This window comes from Marinibacterium profundimaris, from assembly GCF_002210095.1.
Classification (GTDB): domain Bacteria; phylum Pseudomonadota; class Alphaproteobacteria; order Rhodobacterales; family Rhodobacteraceae; genus Marinibacterium; species Marinibacterium profundimaris.
This window is the reverse complement of sequence record NZ_AQQR01000003.1, coordinates 354,444-371,456: the sequence shown is the minus strand read 5'-3', so window position 1 is coordinate 371,456 and position 17,013 is coordinate 354,444. Positions and strand designations below refer to the sequence as shown.

The 17,013-nt window shown below is 64.7% G+C and carries 15 protein-coding genes and 2 tRNA genes; 10 read left to right on the top strand and 7 right to left on the bottom strand.

Annotated elements, in window-relative coordinates:
- The first annotated feature begins 88 nt into the window (after positions 1–88).
- Entirely contained in the window at positions 89–2,503 is a 2,415-nt protein-coding gene (lon, locus tag ATO3_RS09910) for an endopeptidase La (RefSeq protein ID WP_088649683.1), read from the top strand.
- Between the two features lie 76 nt (positions 2,504–2,579).
- Here lon and ATO3_RS09905 read toward each other — a convergent pair whose 3' ends face one another.
- Positions 2,580–3,941 carry an MFS transporter gene (locus tag ATO3_RS09905; RefSeq protein ID WP_233152094.1) on the bottom strand — a complete coding sequence of 454 codons (1,362 nt, stop codon included), beginning with the start codon at positions 3,939–3,941 and terminating at the stop codon, positions 2,580–2,582.
- Between the two features lie 378 nt (positions 3,942–4,319).
- Here ATO3_RS09905 and ATO3_RS09900 point away from each other — a divergent pair.
- Both ATO3_RS09900 and ATO3_RS09895 read left to right on the top strand, forming a co-directional pair.
- Positions 4,320–4,394 (top strand) — tRNA-Val (locus ATO3_RS09900).
- Positions 4,395–4,610: 216 nt separating this feature from the next.
- Positions 4,611–4,685, top strand: a tRNA-Val gene (locus tag ATO3_RS09895).
- Positions 4,686–4,875: 190 nt separating this feature from the next.
- Here ATO3_RS09895 and ATO3_RS09890 read toward each other — a convergent pair.
- The 3 genes from ATO3_RS09890 to ATO3_RS09880 form a co-directional block, all read right to left on the bottom strand.
- Positions 4,876–6,936, bottom strand: coding sequence for a methyl-accepting chemotaxis protein (locus tag ATO3_RS09890; RefSeq protein WP_158217933.1), 2,061 nt, complete (start codon positions 6,934–6,936; stop codon positions 4,876–4,878).
- 121 nt (positions 6,937–7,057) lie between these two features.
- Positions 7,058–7,597, bottom strand: coding sequence for a chemotaxis protein CheD (locus tag ATO3_RS09885; RefSeq protein ID WP_088649681.1), 540 nt, complete (start codon positions 7,595–7,597; stop codon positions 7,058–7,060).
- Positions 7,594–8,595, bottom strand: coding sequence for a CheB methylesterase domain-containing protein (locus ATO3_RS09880; protein WP_088649680.1), 1,002 nt, complete (start codon positions 8,593–8,595; stop codon positions 7,594–7,596). Before ATO3_RS09880 ends, ATO3_RS09885 begins: the two co-directional genes overlap by 4 nt.
- A gap of 548 nt (positions 8,596–9,143) precedes the next feature.
- Between ATO3_RS09880 and ATO3_RS09875 the strand changes: the two genes are divergently transcribed.
- From ATO3_RS09875 to ATO3_RS09845, 7 genes are read left to right on the top strand one after another with little or no spacing between them, the layout of a single operon-like run.
- Positions 9,144–9,434 carry an STAS domain-containing protein gene (locus ATO3_RS09875; RefSeq protein WP_088649679.1) on the top strand — a complete coding sequence of 97 codons (291 nt, stop codon included), beginning with the start codon at positions 9,144–9,146 and terminating at the stop codon, positions 9,432–9,434.
- Positions 9,431–9,808 (top strand): response regulator, encoded by a 378-nt coding sequence (locus tag ATO3_RS09870; RefSeq protein ID WP_088649678.1) that lies wholly within the window; start codon positions 9,431–9,433, stop codon positions 9,806–9,808. Before ATO3_RS09875 ends, ATO3_RS09870 begins: the two co-directional genes overlap by 4 nt.
- Entirely contained in the window at positions 9,808–12,009 is a 2,202-nt protein-coding gene (locus ATO3_RS09865; RefSeq protein WP_088649677.1) for a chemotaxis protein CheA, read from the top strand. The genes ATO3_RS09870 and ATO3_RS09865 overlap by 1 nt, the downstream gene beginning before the upstream one ends.
- Before the next feature lie 2 nt (positions 12,010–12,011).
- Positions 12,012–12,476, top strand: a complete 465-nt coding sequence (locus tag ATO3_RS09860) for a chemotaxis protein CheW (RefSeq protein WP_088649676.1) — start codon at positions 12,012–12,014, stop codon at positions 12,474–12,476.
- Positions 12,476–13,339 (top strand): CheR family methyltransferase, encoded by an 864-nt coding sequence (locus ATO3_RS09855; RefSeq protein WP_088649675.1) that lies wholly within the window; start codon positions 12,476–12,478, stop codon positions 13,337–13,339. Before ATO3_RS09860 ends, ATO3_RS09855 begins: the two co-directional genes overlap by 1 nt.
- Positions 13,340–13,385: 46 nt before the next feature.
- Positions 13,386–13,772 carry a response regulator gene (locus ATO3_RS09850; RefSeq protein WP_088649674.1) on the top strand — a complete coding sequence of 129 codons (387 nt, stop codon included), beginning with the start codon at positions 13,386–13,388 and terminating at the stop codon, positions 13,770–13,772.
- A gap of 23 nt (positions 13,773–13,795) precedes the next feature.
- The gene (locus ATO3_RS09845) at positions 13,796–14,110 is read left to right on the top strand and encodes a hypothetical protein (protein ID WP_088649673.1); all 315 of its coding nucleotides are present in this window, start codon (positions 13,796–13,798) and stop codon (positions 14,108–14,110) included.
- A gap of 289 nt (positions 14,111–14,399) precedes the next feature.
- On the opposite strand, the gene ATO3_RS09840 is transcribed toward ATO3_RS09845, so the two are convergent.
- Genes ATO3_RS09840 through ATO3_RS09830 form a run of 3 tightly spaced genes read right to left on the bottom strand, consistent with a single transcriptional unit; the run spans position 14,400 to position 16,975 of the window.
- On the bottom strand, positions 14,400–15,332 hold the full coding sequence (locus ATO3_RS09840) for an AEC family transporter (protein ID WP_088649672.1): 933 nt from the start codon (positions 15,330–15,332) through the stop codon (positions 14,400–14,402).
- A gap of 33 nt (positions 15,333–15,365) precedes the next feature.
- Positions 15,366–16,169: an MBL fold metallo-hydrolase gene (locus ATO3_RS09835; RefSeq protein WP_088649671.1), complete on the bottom strand. Its 804-nt coding sequence runs from the start codon at positions 16,167–16,169 to the stop codon at positions 15,366–15,368.
- A complete protein-coding gene (locus ATO3_RS09830) occupies positions 16,169–16,975 on the bottom strand; it encodes a TatD family hydrolase (protein ID WP_088649670.1) in 807 nt (268 codons plus the stop codon). Before ATO3_RS09830 ends, ATO3_RS09835 begins: the two co-directional genes overlap by 1 nt.
- Positions 16,976–17,013 lie beyond the last annotated feature (38 nt).

The window sequence follows — 17,013 nt, the reverse complement described above, 5'->3', positions numbered from 1 at the left end:
AAGCCCCACCTTCGCTTTCCATGACAGGAGATGGCCAAGGGTCGCCTTCCAGGGGCTGGTGCCATCTTGCCAATGATAAGGACAGAGCATGAAAGAGCCCATCAACGCTTCCTATCCGGTCCTTCCGCTGCGCGACATCGTGGTCTTCCCCCACATGATCGTGCCGCTCTTCGTCGGGCGCGAGAAATCCGTTCGCGCGCTTGAAGAGGTGATGGCCGACGACAAGCAGATCCTGCTGTCGAGCCAGGTCGACCCCTCGATCGACGAGCCGACCGCGGATGGCATCTATCGGGCCGGGGTGCTTGCCAATGTGCTGCAGCTGCTGAAACTGCCCGACGGCACCGTCAAGGTACTGGTCGAAGGGCAGGCGCGGGTGCGCATCACCGAATTCCTTGAAAACGAAGACTACTTCGAGGCCAAGGCAGAATACCTGACCGAGATGCCCGGCGACGCCGCGGCGACGACCGCGCTGCTGCGCACCGTCGGCGACGAGTTCGAGCGCTATGCCAAGGTCCGAAAGAACATCCCCGAAGAGGCGCTCGCCGCCGTCGGCGACACAACCGAACCCGCGCGCCTGGCCGACCTCGTGGCCGGTCATCTGGGCATCGACGTCGACCAGAAGCAGGAGCTGCTGGAAACGCTGTCCGTCTCCGAACGGCTTGAGAAGGTCTATGGCCTGATGCAGGGCGAATTGTCGGTCCTGCAGGTCGAGAAGAAGATCAAGACCCGCGTCAAGTCGCAGATGGAGAAGACCCAGCGCGAATATTATCTGAATGAGCAGATGAAGGCCATTCAGAAGGAGCTGGGCGACGGTGAGGACGGCGCGAACGAAGTCGCTGAACTCGAACAGAAAATCGCCGAGACCAAGCTGTCGAAAGAGGCGCGCGAGAAGGCCGAGGCCGAGCTGAAGAAGCTCAAGAACATGTCGCCGATGTCGGCGGAAGCCACGGTCGTGCGCAACTACCTCGACTGGATGCTGGCGATCCCGTGGGGCACCAAGAGCCGCGTGAAGAAGGACCTGCATCGGGCTCAGGACATCCTCGACCAGGATCATTATGGCCTTGAGAAGGTCAAGGAACGCATCGTCGAATATCTCGCGGTGCAGCAGCGTTCGAAGAAGCTGAAGGGCCCGATCCTGTGCCTCGTCGGCCCTCCGGGTGTCGGCAAGACCTCTCTGGGCAAGTCGGTCGCCAAGGCCACGGGGCGCGAGTTCATCCGCATCTCGCTGGGTGGCGTGCGGGACGAATCCGAGATCCGCGGCCACCGCCGGACCTATATCGGCTCCATGCCCGGCAAGATCATCCAGGCGCTGAAGAAGGCCAAGACCACGAACCCGCTCATCCTGCTCGACGAGATCGACAAGATGGGTCAGGACTTCCGTGGGGACCCGGCGTCGGCCATGCTGGAGGTGCTCGATCCGGAGCAGAACAACACCTTCGTCGATCACTACCTCGAGGTCGAATATGACCTCAGCGACGTGATGTTCCTGACCACGGCGAACTCCTACAACATGCCCGGGCCGCTTCTGGACCGGATGGAGATCATCCCGCTGGCCGGCTACACCGAGGACGAGAAGCGCGAGATTGCCAAGGCGCACCTGACGCCGAAGCAGGTCAAGAACCACGGCCTGAAGGCCAAGGAGTTCGAACTGACCGACGAGGCGCTGACCGACATCATCCGCACTTACACGCGTGAGGCGGGTGTGCGGAACCTGGAGCGTGAGATCGCCAAGGTGGCCCGGAAGTCGCTGACCAAGATCATCAAGAAAGAGGCCGAATCCGTGAAGGTCACGGAGGAGAACCTCGACGACTATCTTGGGGTGCCGAAGTTCCGCTTCGGCCTGGCCGAGAAGGAAGACCAGATCGGCGTTGTCACGGGGCTCGCCTATACCTCCGTCGGCGGTGAATTGCTGTCGATCGAGGCGCTGCGCCTGCCGGGCAAGGGCCGGATGAAGACCACCGGCAAGCTGGGCGACGTGATGAAGGAATCGATCGACGCGGCCTCCAGCTACGTCCGGTCGATCTCGCCCCAGCTGGGCATCAAGCCGCCGCAGTTCGAGCGCTGGGACATCCACGTCCACGTGCCCGAGGGCGCGACGCCCAAGGATGGCCCCTCGGCCGGCCTGGCCATGGTGACCTCGATCGTGTCGGTCCTGACGCAGATCCCGGTCCGCAAGGACATCGCCATGACCGGCGAGGTGACCCTGCGCGGCAACGCGCTGGCGATCGGCGGTCTGAAGGAGAAACTGCTGGCCGCGCTGCGTGGCGGCGTGAAGACGGTGCTGATCCCGCAGGAGAACGAGAAGGACCTGCCGGAGATCCCCGACAACGTGAAACAGGGGCTGGAAATCATCCCCGTGTCCCACGTTTCGGAAGTGCTGGAACATGCCCTGGTGCGCAAGCCCGAGCCGGTGGAATGGGACGAGGCCGCCGAAGAGGCCGCCGCAGCCGCAGCCGCCGCCAAGGCGGGTGGCGAGGCCGGGTCCTCGGCCACCGCGCACTGATCGGTTGATCCGAAACAGGAAAAGGCGCCCTTCGGGGCGCCTTTTTTACGTCCGGGCCCGGGGATCAGCCTGGGGATCAGGCGGTTTCGATCTCTTCCAGGCTGCGGCCGGCGGTTTCGATGCGCAGCACATAGGTAACCACGGCGCCCAGGATCGATGTGCCGACCAGCCCCCAGAGCAGGATCTCTGTGCCGATATCGGCCAGCAGGATCGGGAAGAGAAAGGCCGTGCTGACCGCGCCGATCTTGGCGAAGGAGGCGGCGAACCCGGCGCCCTTGGCGCGCACATGAACGGGAAAGACTTCGCCCGCGACCAGGTAGGTCTGGGCATTCGGCCCGACGTTGGTTGCGAAGTTGAACAACATGAAGCCGCCGAAGATCATGATCGTCGCCGTCATCCCATCGAAGGCGGAGGACATGGCCGCGATGGCCAGCCCGGCGGCGCAGCCGATGAAGCCCGCGATCTGCAGGGGGATCCGTCCGAGCCGGTCGGCCAGGAGAATTGCGAAGAGGATGCCGATCAGCAGAAGGACGTCGATCATCGCGGCCCCCCGCGCGGCGATCATGTCGTTCTGGACGATATCCGCGACCGAGGTCGCGTGCTCCTTCGTGTGTCCGACGGTTTGCGTCAGGATGACCGGGGTGAAGATGCCGATCCCGTAGGTGCCGAGATCCTGCAGGAACCAGGGTACCGAGGCGAGCAGAGTGGCCCGGCGATTGGCCGGAGAGAAAAGCTCGGCCCATCCGGACCTGTCGGCGTCGCGGGTCTTGATCGGCTCGTGATGCAGGGACAGGCGCGTCGGGTAGGCGGGAGCGCGGCTTAGCAGGCGCAGGGTGGCGCGCACCGCCTCGTCGATCCGGTTGCGCGCCAGCAGCCAATGCGGTGTCTCGATGATGGTGAAGCGCAGTCCCAGGACCACCAGCGCCGGCAGGATGCCGGTGGCATACATCCAGCGCCAGGCCTGCACGCTTTCGGTGTTGGCCAGGATCAGGTAGCCGACGCCGGTCCCGAAGAGAGCCCCTATCGCCTGAAATCCGAAGGCCGAGAGCACCTGCCGCCCGCGAATGCGCGAGGATATGGTTTCCGAGATCATCACATGCGCGGTCGGGTAATCGCAGCCGAGGGCGAGGCCGAGGCCGAACAGAGCGGCGACGAGGAAGCCGAAGTTGGGACTGAGGCAGACGGCGATCAGGAACAGGGTGAAAAGCGCCATTTCAGCGATGAACATGACCCGCCGCCCGAACCGGTCCGACAGGCCACCCAGCAGGCTGGCGCCGACAAGGATACCCGCCAGCGAGGCGGCGGTGACCAGCCCGTGCTGCGCCTTGGAAATCGCGAATTCCTTCGCCACAAGGGGCAGGGCGATGCCGCCCATGAAAACGACCATGCCCTCGAAGAACTTGCCCGCCGCGGCCAGCGCCCAAATTCGGGTCTGCATGGACGTCATCGGCTGGGCGTTGACCGGGGTCCCATCCGGCCAGGCCGGCGTCTGATCGATCCACTGTTGAACGCTGAGCTTGGCAGACTCATCCTGTGCCCGTTGCATCATATTGCTCTCCCGCCCGGGATCCCGCGGAACCGGACCATCAAAGGATTACCGTTGGCGTCGTTAACGGCTTGAGTCCTAAGTGGGTTTTGTAACAGCTTTGGGTGCGCAAGGATGAAGGCGGCCGTCAATCCGGCCTGGGCCGACGCGGCTTGGCCCGGTACAGACGCGCTGGGTGAATGCCGGTGTCTTTGCCGTGCGGTACTCGGTCTGACGAAGGCAAGAATCCTCTTGCAGAGCCGGAAGGCTGAGTCTAATGACAGCGCCCAAGGGTGATTAGCTCAGTGGTAGAGCGCTTCGTTCACATCGAAGATGTCAGGAGTTCGAATCTCTTATCACCCACCATTCCTTCCCTTTGAGTGTTGCTGTCAGTGGCGGGCACGTCAGTGTTTCGACCAGGCTGCGGACATGCATGCCAGGGGCCAGGGTCCTAGTCTTCTAATATGCGGTCAGGTCGGTTGGGTTGGGTCCGTGCCCAGCCCTGAACAAGGTTTGACTTTGGATGCGTGACCAGCCACTTGGCAGCGCCGCCGGCAGGTGCTAGGGAACGCGCGGTCACGGACGGCGGTAGCTCAGTGGTAGAGCATCTCGTTTACACCGAGTGGGTCGGGGGTTCGAATCCCTCCCGCCGTACCAGCCCTTGATCTGACAGCTTTCAAGCCCGTTCCGCGCAGCGTCGGCCCTGTGGGGTCGTTGCCGGTGACACGGGCTTGTCCGCGGCAGGTGCTGCCGGTCGCGCAACATAAGGGGCGCGACCGATTTATTACGGGGCCGGGGCGGCCCGTTCCGTGCTACGGGCCAACAGGCCAATCCGCCTCAGGACGCTTCAAAAGCCTTCGAACCCCGATGCAGCAGACCGCGCGCTATCCTTGAAGCTGTTCTGTTTCGCCGCGTCGGCGGCCCAGTTGCCGGTGCTTTCCGGTTCATCTTCCTCGACCGGTTCAACCACCTTGGGTTTCCGCGCGGGCTTCGGGGGCTCGAAACTGTCGGTGCTGTCGAAGCCTGGTTCCTCGAACATTGGCTTCTGCCTCGACGGGGCAGCCGGGGGCGCGGCAAAGCTGACGCCACCGGACGTCCCGTTCTGCAGCTTGAATTTCGACAGGATGCCGACCAGTTCTTCAGACGTGTTCGACAGCGAGCCAGCCGCGGCATTGGTCTCCTCGGCCATGGCCGCGTTCTGCTGGGTCACGCTGTCCAGCTGGTTGACCCCGCCCGAGATCTCATTGAGGCCCGAGGCCTGTTCCCGCGCGGCCGCGGCGATCTCGGACATGAGGTCCTGCATCTCCTTGGCGCGTGTCAGGATGTCGTCCAGCCGCTCGCCCGTGGTCACCACCAGCCGGCTGCCTTCTTCGACCTGCGAGGTGCTCTCGGCGATCAGCGTCTTGATTTCACGTGCGGATTCCGAGGCCCGCTGCGCCAGCGCCCGCACTTCGGATGCGACGACGGCAAAGCCCTTGCCCGCTTCGCCGGCGCGCGCGGCCTCGACCCCGGCGTTCAGCGCCAGCAGGTTGGTCTGGAAGGCGATGTCGTCGATCACGCCGATGATCCGGGTGACATTCTCGCTGGATTGTTCGATCTGGCGCATCGCGCCGATCGCGTCACGCATAACCTGGGCGCCGCTTTCGGCCTGTTCCCGGGTGCTGCGGCCCGAGGTTTCGGCCTTTTCGGCGCGGTCGGAGGTGCGCCGCACGCTTTCCGACAACTGGTTCAGCGCGGCGGCGGATTCCTCCAGCGTGGCGGCCTGGGTTTCGGCGCGCGAGGCCAGATCGCCGGCGGCCTGGTCGATCTCGGTCGCGCCGGTGCGCACGTTGCCGGCGGCAGCCAGCACATCGCTCATCGCGGTGCCGAGATGGTCCAGCACCTCGTTGTAACTGACGCGCAGGCCGTCGTACTCACCGGGGAAGGGATCATGGGCCGGGCTGCCGATGACCTGGCTCAGGTCGCCACGTGCCATGCGCTGCAACGCATCTGTCAGTTCCCCGACCACGCGTTTCTGGGTCTCGGTCTGCTTGCGCGCGCGCTCGATGGCAGCTTCCTGCTCCTTCATCTGCGTGTCGCGCGCTTCCTCGTTCTGGCGCAGCGCCTCGCTGAAGGCATCTAGGTTGCGTGCAATGTCACCGACGGCATCCGGAAGGTCCTGGTGCGGGATCTTCACGTCCTGCTTGCCCTCGGACACCAGCTTCATCGCCGAATTGACGTTTTCGATCGGTTTCAGAAGGCGCGGGATCATCACCAGCAGCAGGCTGACACTGCCGACCGTGAGCAAAAGCGTCAGAGCCACACAGATCAGGAGCTTCTTTGACAGGATAGCGGTCAGGAAGGTTTGGGGCACGGCCGCCTCGAGCGCACCGATCAGTTTGCCCGACGGCGTCCGGATCGGGATCAGAAGAGCGTCGTATCGCTGGTCCCAGATCGTGACCTTTGCCGATACGGTCTCGCCGGAGGGGAGCGCCCGGAACGTCTCGGCGTTGACCTCCTCCATCCGTGTGCCTTCGGGGCGTTGTCCGGTCTCGTCGTCCATCGATCCGGAGACGCGGGTGAACGTGCCGGTGGCCTCATTCAGACGCAGGACCGAGACGATGACATTGCTGAGCGACGCGACGCTGTCGACGGCTTCATGAGTGGTGAAGTCCGGGATCGCTTGCCAGATCACGCCCCGCACATCGCCGTTTCCGGCCCGTTCGAATGACAGCCCCGCCTCGCTATAGGCCTCGAACAATTCGTCGCTGACCACATTGATGGCCGAATCCTCTGCGCGCCGTATCTCGTCCTTGACGACGTCGGCCAGGTTCCAGGTCAGCAGCGCGGAGAGCGCGAACATGGACAGGGTTCCTGTGCACAGGACGAGAAGAAGCATCTTCATGCGGATCGAAAGCGAGCGAAACATGTGTCTCTCCGGAACATCTGAAATAGCGGCCGCCATGGTGGGCGGGGCCGGGTCGAGACAGCCGGAAATCTCCTAACATCCGGTTGCCCCGGGGGCGTTTGACTAAAAGGCCGGGTTCTTGTCAGAACAGGTCGACTTCGCCCGACTTCACGTTGGGCAGCTTGCGGGCGGGGCTGCGGGTTGCGGTGTCGGCGGCCAGCGCGTCGATCGGCTCCACCAGGACCTGGCCGGTCGAGGGTTTGAAGCGGATCTTGCGCCCGCGCGTGCCCCCGAGATCCTCGCGCACCAGGCGAAAGCCTTCGTCCCGCATGAATTGCCGGGCGAAAAGGCAGTTCGAATCGCCGATCTTGGTCAGGCCCGCAACGATGTTGGCGCCGCCGAACAGCTGTGCCTCGATCCGTTCGCGCAGGGCGCCCCGTCGCAGCAGGCCGTTGACCAGCTGCTCCATGGAATGGGCCCCGTATTTGACGTTGTTCGTCGAATTCGGGTCATTGCCGGGCAGCAGGAAGTGGTTCATCCCTCCGATCCCCAGGACCGGATCCCGCATGCAGGCCGCAACGCAGGAGCCCAGAAGTGTGGACAGGATCTGGTTCGGCTTGTCCGCGATCCGGAACTGCCCCTGGATGACGTGAACCAGCTCTTCACGGGGTTGCATGCTCATATGGCGCGTCCTTTCTCCAGGTGGTCGGCGGCCTGCAGAAGCGCAGGGCCGATGCGCTCGATGGGGAGTTTCTCTGTCACGCCGCCAAGCTCGAAGGCGACGCGGGGCATGCCGTAGACGACGCTTGTCGCTTCGTCCTGGGCGATGGTGTGGCCGCCGGCCTGGCGGATCTGCAGCATGCCGTCGGCGCCGTCGCGGCCCATGCCGGTCAACAGGACGGCAACGATCGAGCTGCCGAGGCGCGCCGCCGAGCTGAAGAGCGCATCGACCGAGGGGCGATGCCCCGAAACCGGCTCGGTGGGGGTCAGCCGGCAAGTGGTGGCGCGGGGCGCAATTGTAAGGTGCGCGGGCTGGCCCGGCGCAACCAGCACCTGGCCCGAAGCAATCGGTGCGCCATCGACGGCCTCGGCCACGCTTGCGCGGCAGATCCGGTTCAGGCGCCGCGCGAATCCCGCCACGAAATCATGCCCGATATGCTGCACCACCAGTGTCGGCGGACAATCTGCGGGAAAATGCGACAACACGGTGCTCAGCGCTTCGACCCCGCCGGTCGAGGCGCCGATGACCACGATCTTACCCGGACCCCGGCGCTTGGCCTCTGCGGGGCCGTGCACGGGCACGGCGGGCAGAAGGCCATCGTGAAGGGCCTCGGTCAGGGCGTCGCAGTCGGCGTCGCCGTCAAGCTCGATAACCCGACCCATACGGGCGTACCTGCGCACGTCGCCGCCCGGTGGGCATAGTATCGTCGCGCGTATCTTGAGCCCGTCGAGCAGGGCCTTGTACATGGGAAAGCCCGGATCCGACAGCAAATCGGACGCGATGGCGACAATGGCGGGCTGCTGTGCTTCGGTCAGGTTATAGGCATCCTCGAACCGTTTGCAGCAGGCAAGCAGGCTGAGCCGGTGATCTCGGCCGATGGCTCGCGCGATACGGTGTGACCGTTTCGAGGTGGGGTCGATCAGAACGACATGAGCGGTCTGAACCGCGATCTGTTTCATGACAACCTCCTTCCTCGGTCCGGACACGACACTGCGCCCGGTCCCCGTTCGATAGCCGCCAAAGGTTAAGGAAGCCTCTGCCCCGATCCGCCGCGCGGAACGGGTCGCCTAAACTTTTCGGCTTTTGCGGTACGGGGTCTCACGGCGATTAACTTTCGCTTCAGCGGATGCGGGTAGCGATAGGGGCACCACCGGATTCGAGTGCGGTCTGGCGACTGTCGCTTCCTCCGGGAACTGGATCGCATTGCAGGAGCCTTCATGACCGCGCGCAGCCTTGAGTTGGGTGATTTCGCCACAGATGAAGCGCAGTGCCGGCCCGCCCGGCCTGCGGAACATGCCCGGCCGGAGCGTCTGCAGCCGGGCCGTTTACAGGGCAAAGCCCCGGGCGCCAGCCCGGGTGCTGGGCCTTGCGCCGCGGATCCGTCCGCAACGGGCGCGACCGGTCTTCGCCACGACATGCGGCGGACCGCAACCGTCCAGGAGACATTGGCATCTGATGCGGCGGGACGGGTGCGCCGCCGGGTTTTCCACGGAAAGGGAATTGGGAGATGAGCTCAACTCTGACACTGGCACCGCGTCTCGACAGTCCGGCCGCCGACGCCCTGGCCCGTGAGCTTGCGGAGGCGCGCGGAGCGGCCATCCGGCTCGATGCCGGGGCGGTGACCTTCTGCGGCGCGCTGACGTTGCAGCTTCTGCTGTCGGCGCGACGACAATGGCAGGCGGATGGCCATCCATTCGAGATGGACGCGCCAAGCCAGGACATGACCGATGCCTGCCGCCTTCTGGGGGTCAGCCCGGAAGACATCGGCATTCTTCACGAAACGGGAGAGCCTCAATGAGCCTGCGCATTCTCGCGGTAGATGATTCCCGCACCATGCGAAACCTGCTCGACGCGGCCCTGACCCGCGCCGGTTTCGAGGTCGATCTCGCCGAAGATGGCGAGGACGGGCTGCGTCATTACGAAAGCTTCGGCCCCGACGTGGTGATCACCGACGTGAACATGCCGCGCCTCGACGGGCTCGGCTTTATCGAGGCGCTGCGGCGGCTGCATGTGGACCGGCTGGTGCCGATCCTCGTGCTGACCACCGAAAGTGCCCCGGAACTCAAGGCCAGGGCCCGCGCCGCGGGTGCCACCGGCTGGATCGTGAAACCCTTCGATGAAGAAAAGCTCGTCTGGGCTATCGAACGGGTCGCCATTTCGGGAGGTAGCTGATGAAGGGCGGAGGCGCTGACGACTTTCGCGATTCCTTCTTCGAGGAATGCGAAGAACTGCTCGAAGCCATGCATGACGGCTTTGACCAGATCGCGAATGAAACCCATGACAGCGAGACGATCCACGCGGTCTTTCGCGCGGTCCATTCGATCAAGGGCGGGGCCGGGGCCTTCGGCCTCGACGGTCTGGTGGGGTTTGCCCACCATTTCGAGACCGCGCTTGAAAAGGTTCGCTCTGGCGAGATCGAGGCCGATTACGAGGTGCTCGAGCTGTTCAAGCATTGCGGGGATCACTTGTCTGACCTCGTCGCCGCCGCGCGTGACGATGAGGAGGTCGCGCAGGAGACCGCCGCAGCCCTGGGCGAAAAGCTGAACGAAGTGATCGGGTTCGACCCGTCCGAGGCGGAGGAGCTGCCGGATTTCGAGCCGACGACGCTGGATTTCGGCATGCTGGACCTGAGCGCCCCGCCGCTGCCCGCCGGCTACGTGATCGCCTTCACGGCACATCCCGAACTCTTCGGCTCGGGCAACGAACCACTGCTGCTGTTCCGATCGCTCGAGAAGCTTGGCACGCTGGACGTCACATGCGACAGCAGCGAGGTGCCGCCGCTCGAGGAGCTGGACCCGGCCACCTGCCTTCTGTCCTGGACCCTGCGGATCGAGACCGAAGTCGACGAGGTCACGCTCGAGGAGGTCTTCGAGTTCGTCGAGGATTGCTGCGAGATCACCATCACCGCGCTTGAACCGGCAGAAGGTGCCGAACCCTACAGCCTGCCGGACCTCGGGGCGGAGGAGTCCGTCCCTTTTCCGGAGCCCCCGGCGGAGACGCCTGACATCGCCGAAGATGGTGATGCGCCGGCGGGGGCGTCGGAGGACAGCGGTGATCTCGGGGCCAACCACGGGGAGGCCTCGGCCGACGCTGCCCCGCCGCCCGCGAAAGCTCCGGCCAAGCAGGTGAAGGACACCAAGGAACCAAAGGAAAAGCAGGAAAAACAACGCGGCGGCGGGGCCACGATCCGTGTCGACCTTGAACGTGTCGACAAGCTGATCAACCTTGTCGGAGAGCTCGTCATCAAGGAGGCGATGCTGTCGCAGTCGATCGCCGTGCTGGATCTTCCGTCGGAGAACGATGTCTCGACCGGCCTCGAAAGTCTCAAGCAGCTGGCGGGCGAAATCCAGGAAGGCGTGATGGCCATCCGGGCCCAGCCGGTCAAGCCGATGTTCCAGCGCATGGCGCGCATCGTGCGCGAGGCGGCCTCGGCCACCGGCAAACGGGTGCATTTCGTCACCCGCGGGGAATACACCGAGGTCGACAAGACCGTGATCGAACGGTTGGTGGATCCGTTGACGCACATGATCCGCAACGCGGTGGACCACGGGCTGGAGGATACCGAGACCCGGATCGCCAACGGCAAGAACCCGGAAGGTACCGTTATCCTGTCGGCTGCGCACCGGTCCGGCCGCGTGGTGATCGACGTGTCGGACGACGGCGGCGGTATCAACCGACCCCGCGTGCTGGAGATCGCGCGCGACAAGGGACTGGTCGCCGAGGATGCCGAGCTGCAGCCGAGCGAGATCGACAACCTACTGTTCATGCCGGGCTTTTCCTCGAAGGCCGAGGTGTCCGAACTGTCGGGCCGCGGCGTGGGCCTGGACGTTGCACGCAGCGAGATCCAGGCGCTTGGCGGTCGCGTGGCGATCACCTCTACCGCCGGGGAAGGCACGACCTTTGCCATTTCGCTGCCGCTGACGCTGGCGGTGATGGAAGGCATGGTGATCGACGTGGCCGGGCAGACCATGGTTGTACCGATCACGGCGATCCAGGAAACGCTGCAGCCCCGCACGGTGGCGATCCACCGGATCGGCGCACAGGGGCGGGTGCTGAAGAACCGGGATTCGCTGGTGCCGATCGTGGACCTGGGCGCGAGCTTCCAGTTCCGGGACGAACCGGAGGATCTGGGCGACCAGGTGCTTCTGCTGATCGAGACCGAGAATGACCGTCGCTGCGCCCTGATCGTGGACAATATCCAGGATCAGCGCCAGGTCGTCATCAAGAGCCTCGAGACCAACTACCGCCGGATCGACGGCATCGCCGCGGCAACCATTCTTGGAGACGGGCGTATCGCGCTGATCATCGATCCTGACAGTATCGTCCGGGATGTCTCCATCCCGTCCGATCCCACCATGCAACTCATGAGGTGACCATGTCCGACCTTGCAGAACCCAAGACACGCCTGGAGCAGGAAGTGGTGGCCTTTCGAGTCGCCGACCAGGATTTCTGCTTTGACATCATGTCGGTGCGCGAAATCCGCGGATGGACCGCGACGACGGTACTGCCGCATGCCCAATCCTATGTGAAGGGCGTGATCAACCTGCGCGGCTCGGTCGTGCCGGTGGTCGATCTTTCGGCCCGGCTGGGCCTTGGCGTGACAGACCCGGGGCCGCGGCACGTGATCATCATCACCGTCGTGCAGTCGCAGACCATCGGCATTCTGGCCGAGGTGGTGTCGGACATCATCACCGTGCAGGAGGATGACATCCAGCCGGTGCCGGACATCGTGGCCGATACGGTGAAATCCTTCATCTCGGGTGTGGTCATCGTGAACGGCGAGATGATCCGTAAGCTGGACCTGTCCCGGGTGCTGCCCGCCGCTTCGGTCGAGTTCTGATGACCGCGACACGTCACACCACTGAGGGCTTCGGCTCCAGAGATCCGGGGATCGACGAGGCGTCGTTCAAGCGCCTCGCCGCCATCCTGCACGGCGAATGCGGCATCGTGCTGTCCGAAAGCAAGAAGAGCCTTGCCGTGTCGCGCCTGTCGCGGCGTCTGCGGGAACTGAGGCTGCCGGATTTCAAGCGGTATTGCGATCTTCTGGAAAGTGGCGGCAGCGCGGATGAGCGGCGCGAGATGGTTTGCCTGCTGACCACCAACGTGACGAATTTCTTCCGCGAGGGGCATCACTTCGAGGCTCTGAAAAACGACATCCTGCCGGTCCTGGTCGAAAAGGCCCGGCGCGGCGAGCGTGTGCGCCTGTGGTCTGCCGGCTGTTCGAGCGGACAGGAGCCCTATTCGATCGCGATCAGCCTGCTGGAAGCCTGCCCGGACATTCGTCGCCACGATGTGCGGATCCTGGCGACCGACATCGACGCGAACATGGTCCAAACCGGCCGCGCCGGAATTTATCGCGATCTGGACAAGGCGCATGTGTCGCCCGACCGGCTCAAGAAGTTTTTCGACGCGCGTCCGGCCGAAGGCAACATGTGGCAGGCCAACTCCGCGCTGCAGTCGCTGGTGACCTTTGCCGAGCTGAACCTGATCCGCGACTGGCCGATGCGCGGTCCGTTCGACGTCATCTTCTGCCGCAACGTGGTGATCTATTTCGACGCCGAGACACAGGCCAAGCTTTGGACCCGTTTCGCGCAGATCCTCTCTCCTGGCGGACACCTCTTCGTCGGGCATTCCGAACGTGTCTCGGGACCGGCCACGTCGGGGCTGAAACTGGCCGGGACCACGCAATACCTGAAAACCTGAACCCGAATCCTGATCCGATCATCAGGGCGATCCAATCGAGGACCCCATGGGCATCAAAGACAAACTTCACGTCATGGTCGTCGACGACATGTCAGTCAGCCGCGGCCTCATCCTTCAGGCGCTGGACTGGATGGGAATCCAGCACGTGGATTACTGCGTCGACGGAGAATCCGCGCTGCGCAAGCTGGCCGCGCGACCGGTTCACCTGGTCATTTCCGATTACAACATGCCCGGAATGGATGGGCTGGGCCTGCTGGAGGGTCTGCGCAAGGGGCGCACCACCCAGAGGATCGGCTTCATCCTGATCACCGGTTCCACCGATGCCGGGCTGATGGAACGCGGCAACAAGCTGGGCATGAACAATTACATCAAGAAACCGTTTTCGCCCGAGGCCCTGAAGGCCGGTATCGAGCGCGTCGTCGGCAAGCTTTGAAACGGCCAACAGGAGAAAACACCATGACCAGGATCCCGCTGGATGTCACCCTGCGCAACATTTCGAACGAGCTTGCGCGCCTGTCAGCCATTGCCGCCAACGTGGATGAGGTCATGGGAGACCTGGTGACCAAGTTGCCGCCGGATGACATGTCGCATCAGGCTGCGATGCAGGACGTGGACCTGCTGCGGCAGTCACTCGATTGCCTCATGGTGCTGTTGAGCAACGTGGCCGAGCAGCAGGACGTCTCGTCGGGGGTGCTGGCGCCCGATGCGGGGCAGGGGGTCTACCTGCGCGATCTTCGCGATGCCGTCCTGACCTCCTACCAGGCCAGCTGAGCGGCCGCGCCGCGCCCTTGCCGGTGGTGGTGCGCCCGTGGCCTGGGTCAGGATCGGGGGAGAGCAGTGGGCGCGTGATCTGTCGCGGGTGGGGCGGAGGCTGCACCCCATCCCCCGAGGTTGGCCGCGGGCGGGAGACATGGGGCCGGTGCCTGGTCTTATGTCGCCCCATGCCGACTGAGGGCACGGCGGAGCGAGGGCGCGCCGGCGCCGCACCGGCAAGGATGATGACAGGGCGAACTCTCAGGTTGCCGATCGCGCGCCACTGGGGCCAGATCGGCGAACCGGCCTAACCCAGAAGCAGCAGCCACATCCATACGGAGAAGAGCGACAGGCCCGTGGCCAGCAACACCGAGGAAGCCGCCACGCGCTTGGCCCGTCCGTAGAGATTGGCAAAGATGTAGGCATTGAAGCCCGGCGCCATCGCGGCGTTCAGGACAGCCGAGCGGAAGAGATCCTCGCGCAGGGCGGTGACCGATCCCAGGAGCCAGACCAGCGCCGGGTGCAGCAGCAGCGAGACCGAACAGACGAAGGCGATGGTCCGCAGGTCGCCCTCGGGCCTGTATTGCACCAGCACCCCGCCGAGCGCGAAGAGCGCTGCGGGAAGACCCGCCCGCACGATCAGGCCAAGCGCGTCCTCGGCCACCGCCGGCAGCGTGACGCCGGAGATGTTCACGGCAAAGCCCAGCACGATGGCGATGATCAGCGCATTCTTGAACATCGCCGCCAGGATCGCGCGGACGAAGGCCGGGCCGGGCGTGCCGCTGTTGCGGATGATCTCCATCGTGGTGATGCCGAGCGCGTAGCAGAAGGGCGCGTGGAAGGCGATGATCGCGTAGTTGCCTGTCAGCGCATCAGGACCATAGGCGCGTTCGGTGATCGGCAGGCCCAGCAGGACCGAGTTCGAGAACAGGCAGCAAAAGCCGATGGCAACCGAGTCCTCCCACTCGCGGTCAAAGATCAGCCGCGCGCCAAACAGCCCTGCAAAGAAGCACAGCGCCGCCGCCGAGTAGAAGCTGCCCAGCAGCGCAGGGTCGAAAGACTCGCCCAGATCGATATGGGCGATGGCATTGAACAGCAGGCAGGGGATCGCGAAGCCCTGGGAAAAGCGCATGATCCCCTCGATATGCGCCTGCTGGAAATACCCGGCCCGGGTCAGACCGTATCCCGCCCCGATCACCACGAAGACGGGGAGGATCACCTCGATCAATGTCTGGAACACGGTGCCCCCGATGCGGCTGGCGCCGGAATTTGGTCAGTCATGAACGGGCAGGACGCGTACCAGGCCGTCATGGGCAGGATGGACGTGATCCGGGGTCTCGGCCTCCAGGGCGGCATAATCCAGGTCCACGTGAAGGTTGGTCAGGATGGCCTCGGCGGGTTTGACCCGCTCGATCCAGTCCAGCGTCATCGCCAGATGCGCATGGGTCGGATGCGGCGTGCGGCGCAGCGCGTCGACGATCCAGCAATCCAAGTCCTGAAGGTAGGGCCAGGCGGCATCGTAGATCTCGACCACGTCGGGCAGGTAGGCGAGCCGGCCGATGCGGAACCCCAGCGCCTCGATCGAGCCGTGGCCGACCTTGAAGGGCTGGAACGGGATCGGACCGCCGGGGCCGTCGATCTCGAAGGGGCCGTCGATGGTGTTGAGGTCCAGGATCGGCGGATAGGGCGATCCGGCCGGCTGCGTGAAGGCATAGCCGAAGCGCGAGACGAGGTCGTTCTGCGTGTCGCCATCCGCCCAGACCGGAAGGCGCGCGCGCATGTTGAAGACGATCATACGCAGATCGTCGATCCCGTGCACGTGGTCGGCATGGCCATGGGTATAGACCACCGCGTCCAGCCGCCCGGTGCCTGTGTCCAGCAGCTGGCTGCGCAGGTCGGGCGAGGTGTCGATCAGCACGGTGGTCGTGCCCTCGGGCCCGTCGCGTTCAACCAGCATCGAACAGCGGCGGCGGACGTTGCGCGGGTTCTCGGGGTCGCAATCGCCCCAGTGCCCGCCCAGCCGCGGCACGCCGCCGGAAGAGCCGCAGCCCAGGATCGTGTAGCGGAACTGATCCATCAGGCGGCCGCCCGGTAGCCCGCGGCCTTGGCGAAGAGCCGGTCGAAATTCGCCTCGAGCCGGGCGGCGAAGGCGGCATAGTCCAGCCCGAAGACCTCGGCCCCCTTCTGTGCGGTGAGCGCCGAGAAGGCCGGCTCGTTCCGCTTGCCGCGATGCGGGGGCGGCGCGAGATAGGGCGCGTCGGTCTCGACCAGAATGCGATCCAGCGGCGCCGCGGCAAAGATGTCGCGCAGCTCCTGGCTCTTGGGGAAGGCAGTGATGCCGGACATCGACAGGTAAAAGCCAAGATCCAACGCGGCCTTCGCAAGTTCGGCGCCGGAGGAGAAGCAGTGCATCACGCAGGAATAGGCGCCGTTGCGGTATTCCTCGGTCAGGATCTGCGCCATGTCATCGTCGGCGGCGCGGGCGTGGATGATTAGCGGGAGGCCGGTTTCGCGCGCGGCGGCAATGTGGATGCGCAGGGATCGTTGCTGCACATCGGCGCTTTCGGCGGTGTAATGGTAGTCCAGCCCGGTCTCGCCGATGCCCACGAATTTCGGGTGTTTCGCCAGCGACACCAGCTCGTCGACCGAGGCCATCGGCTCTTCGGCGGCGGACATCGGGTGGGTGCCGGCAGCGTAGAAGATCGGGTCGTGCGCCTCGGCGATGGCGCGGACGGCCGGTTCGTTGCGCAGGCGGGTGCAGATCGTGACCATGCGGCGCACACCGGCCGCGCGGGCGCGGTCCAGCAGCGCCTCCAGCTCGCCATCGAAGTCGGGAAAGTCGAGATGGCAATGGCTGTCGGTGATCGTCGGCGCGTCGGTCATGGAAGAACCCTTGGCACGGGGGTCCCGCTCCTTCTTTG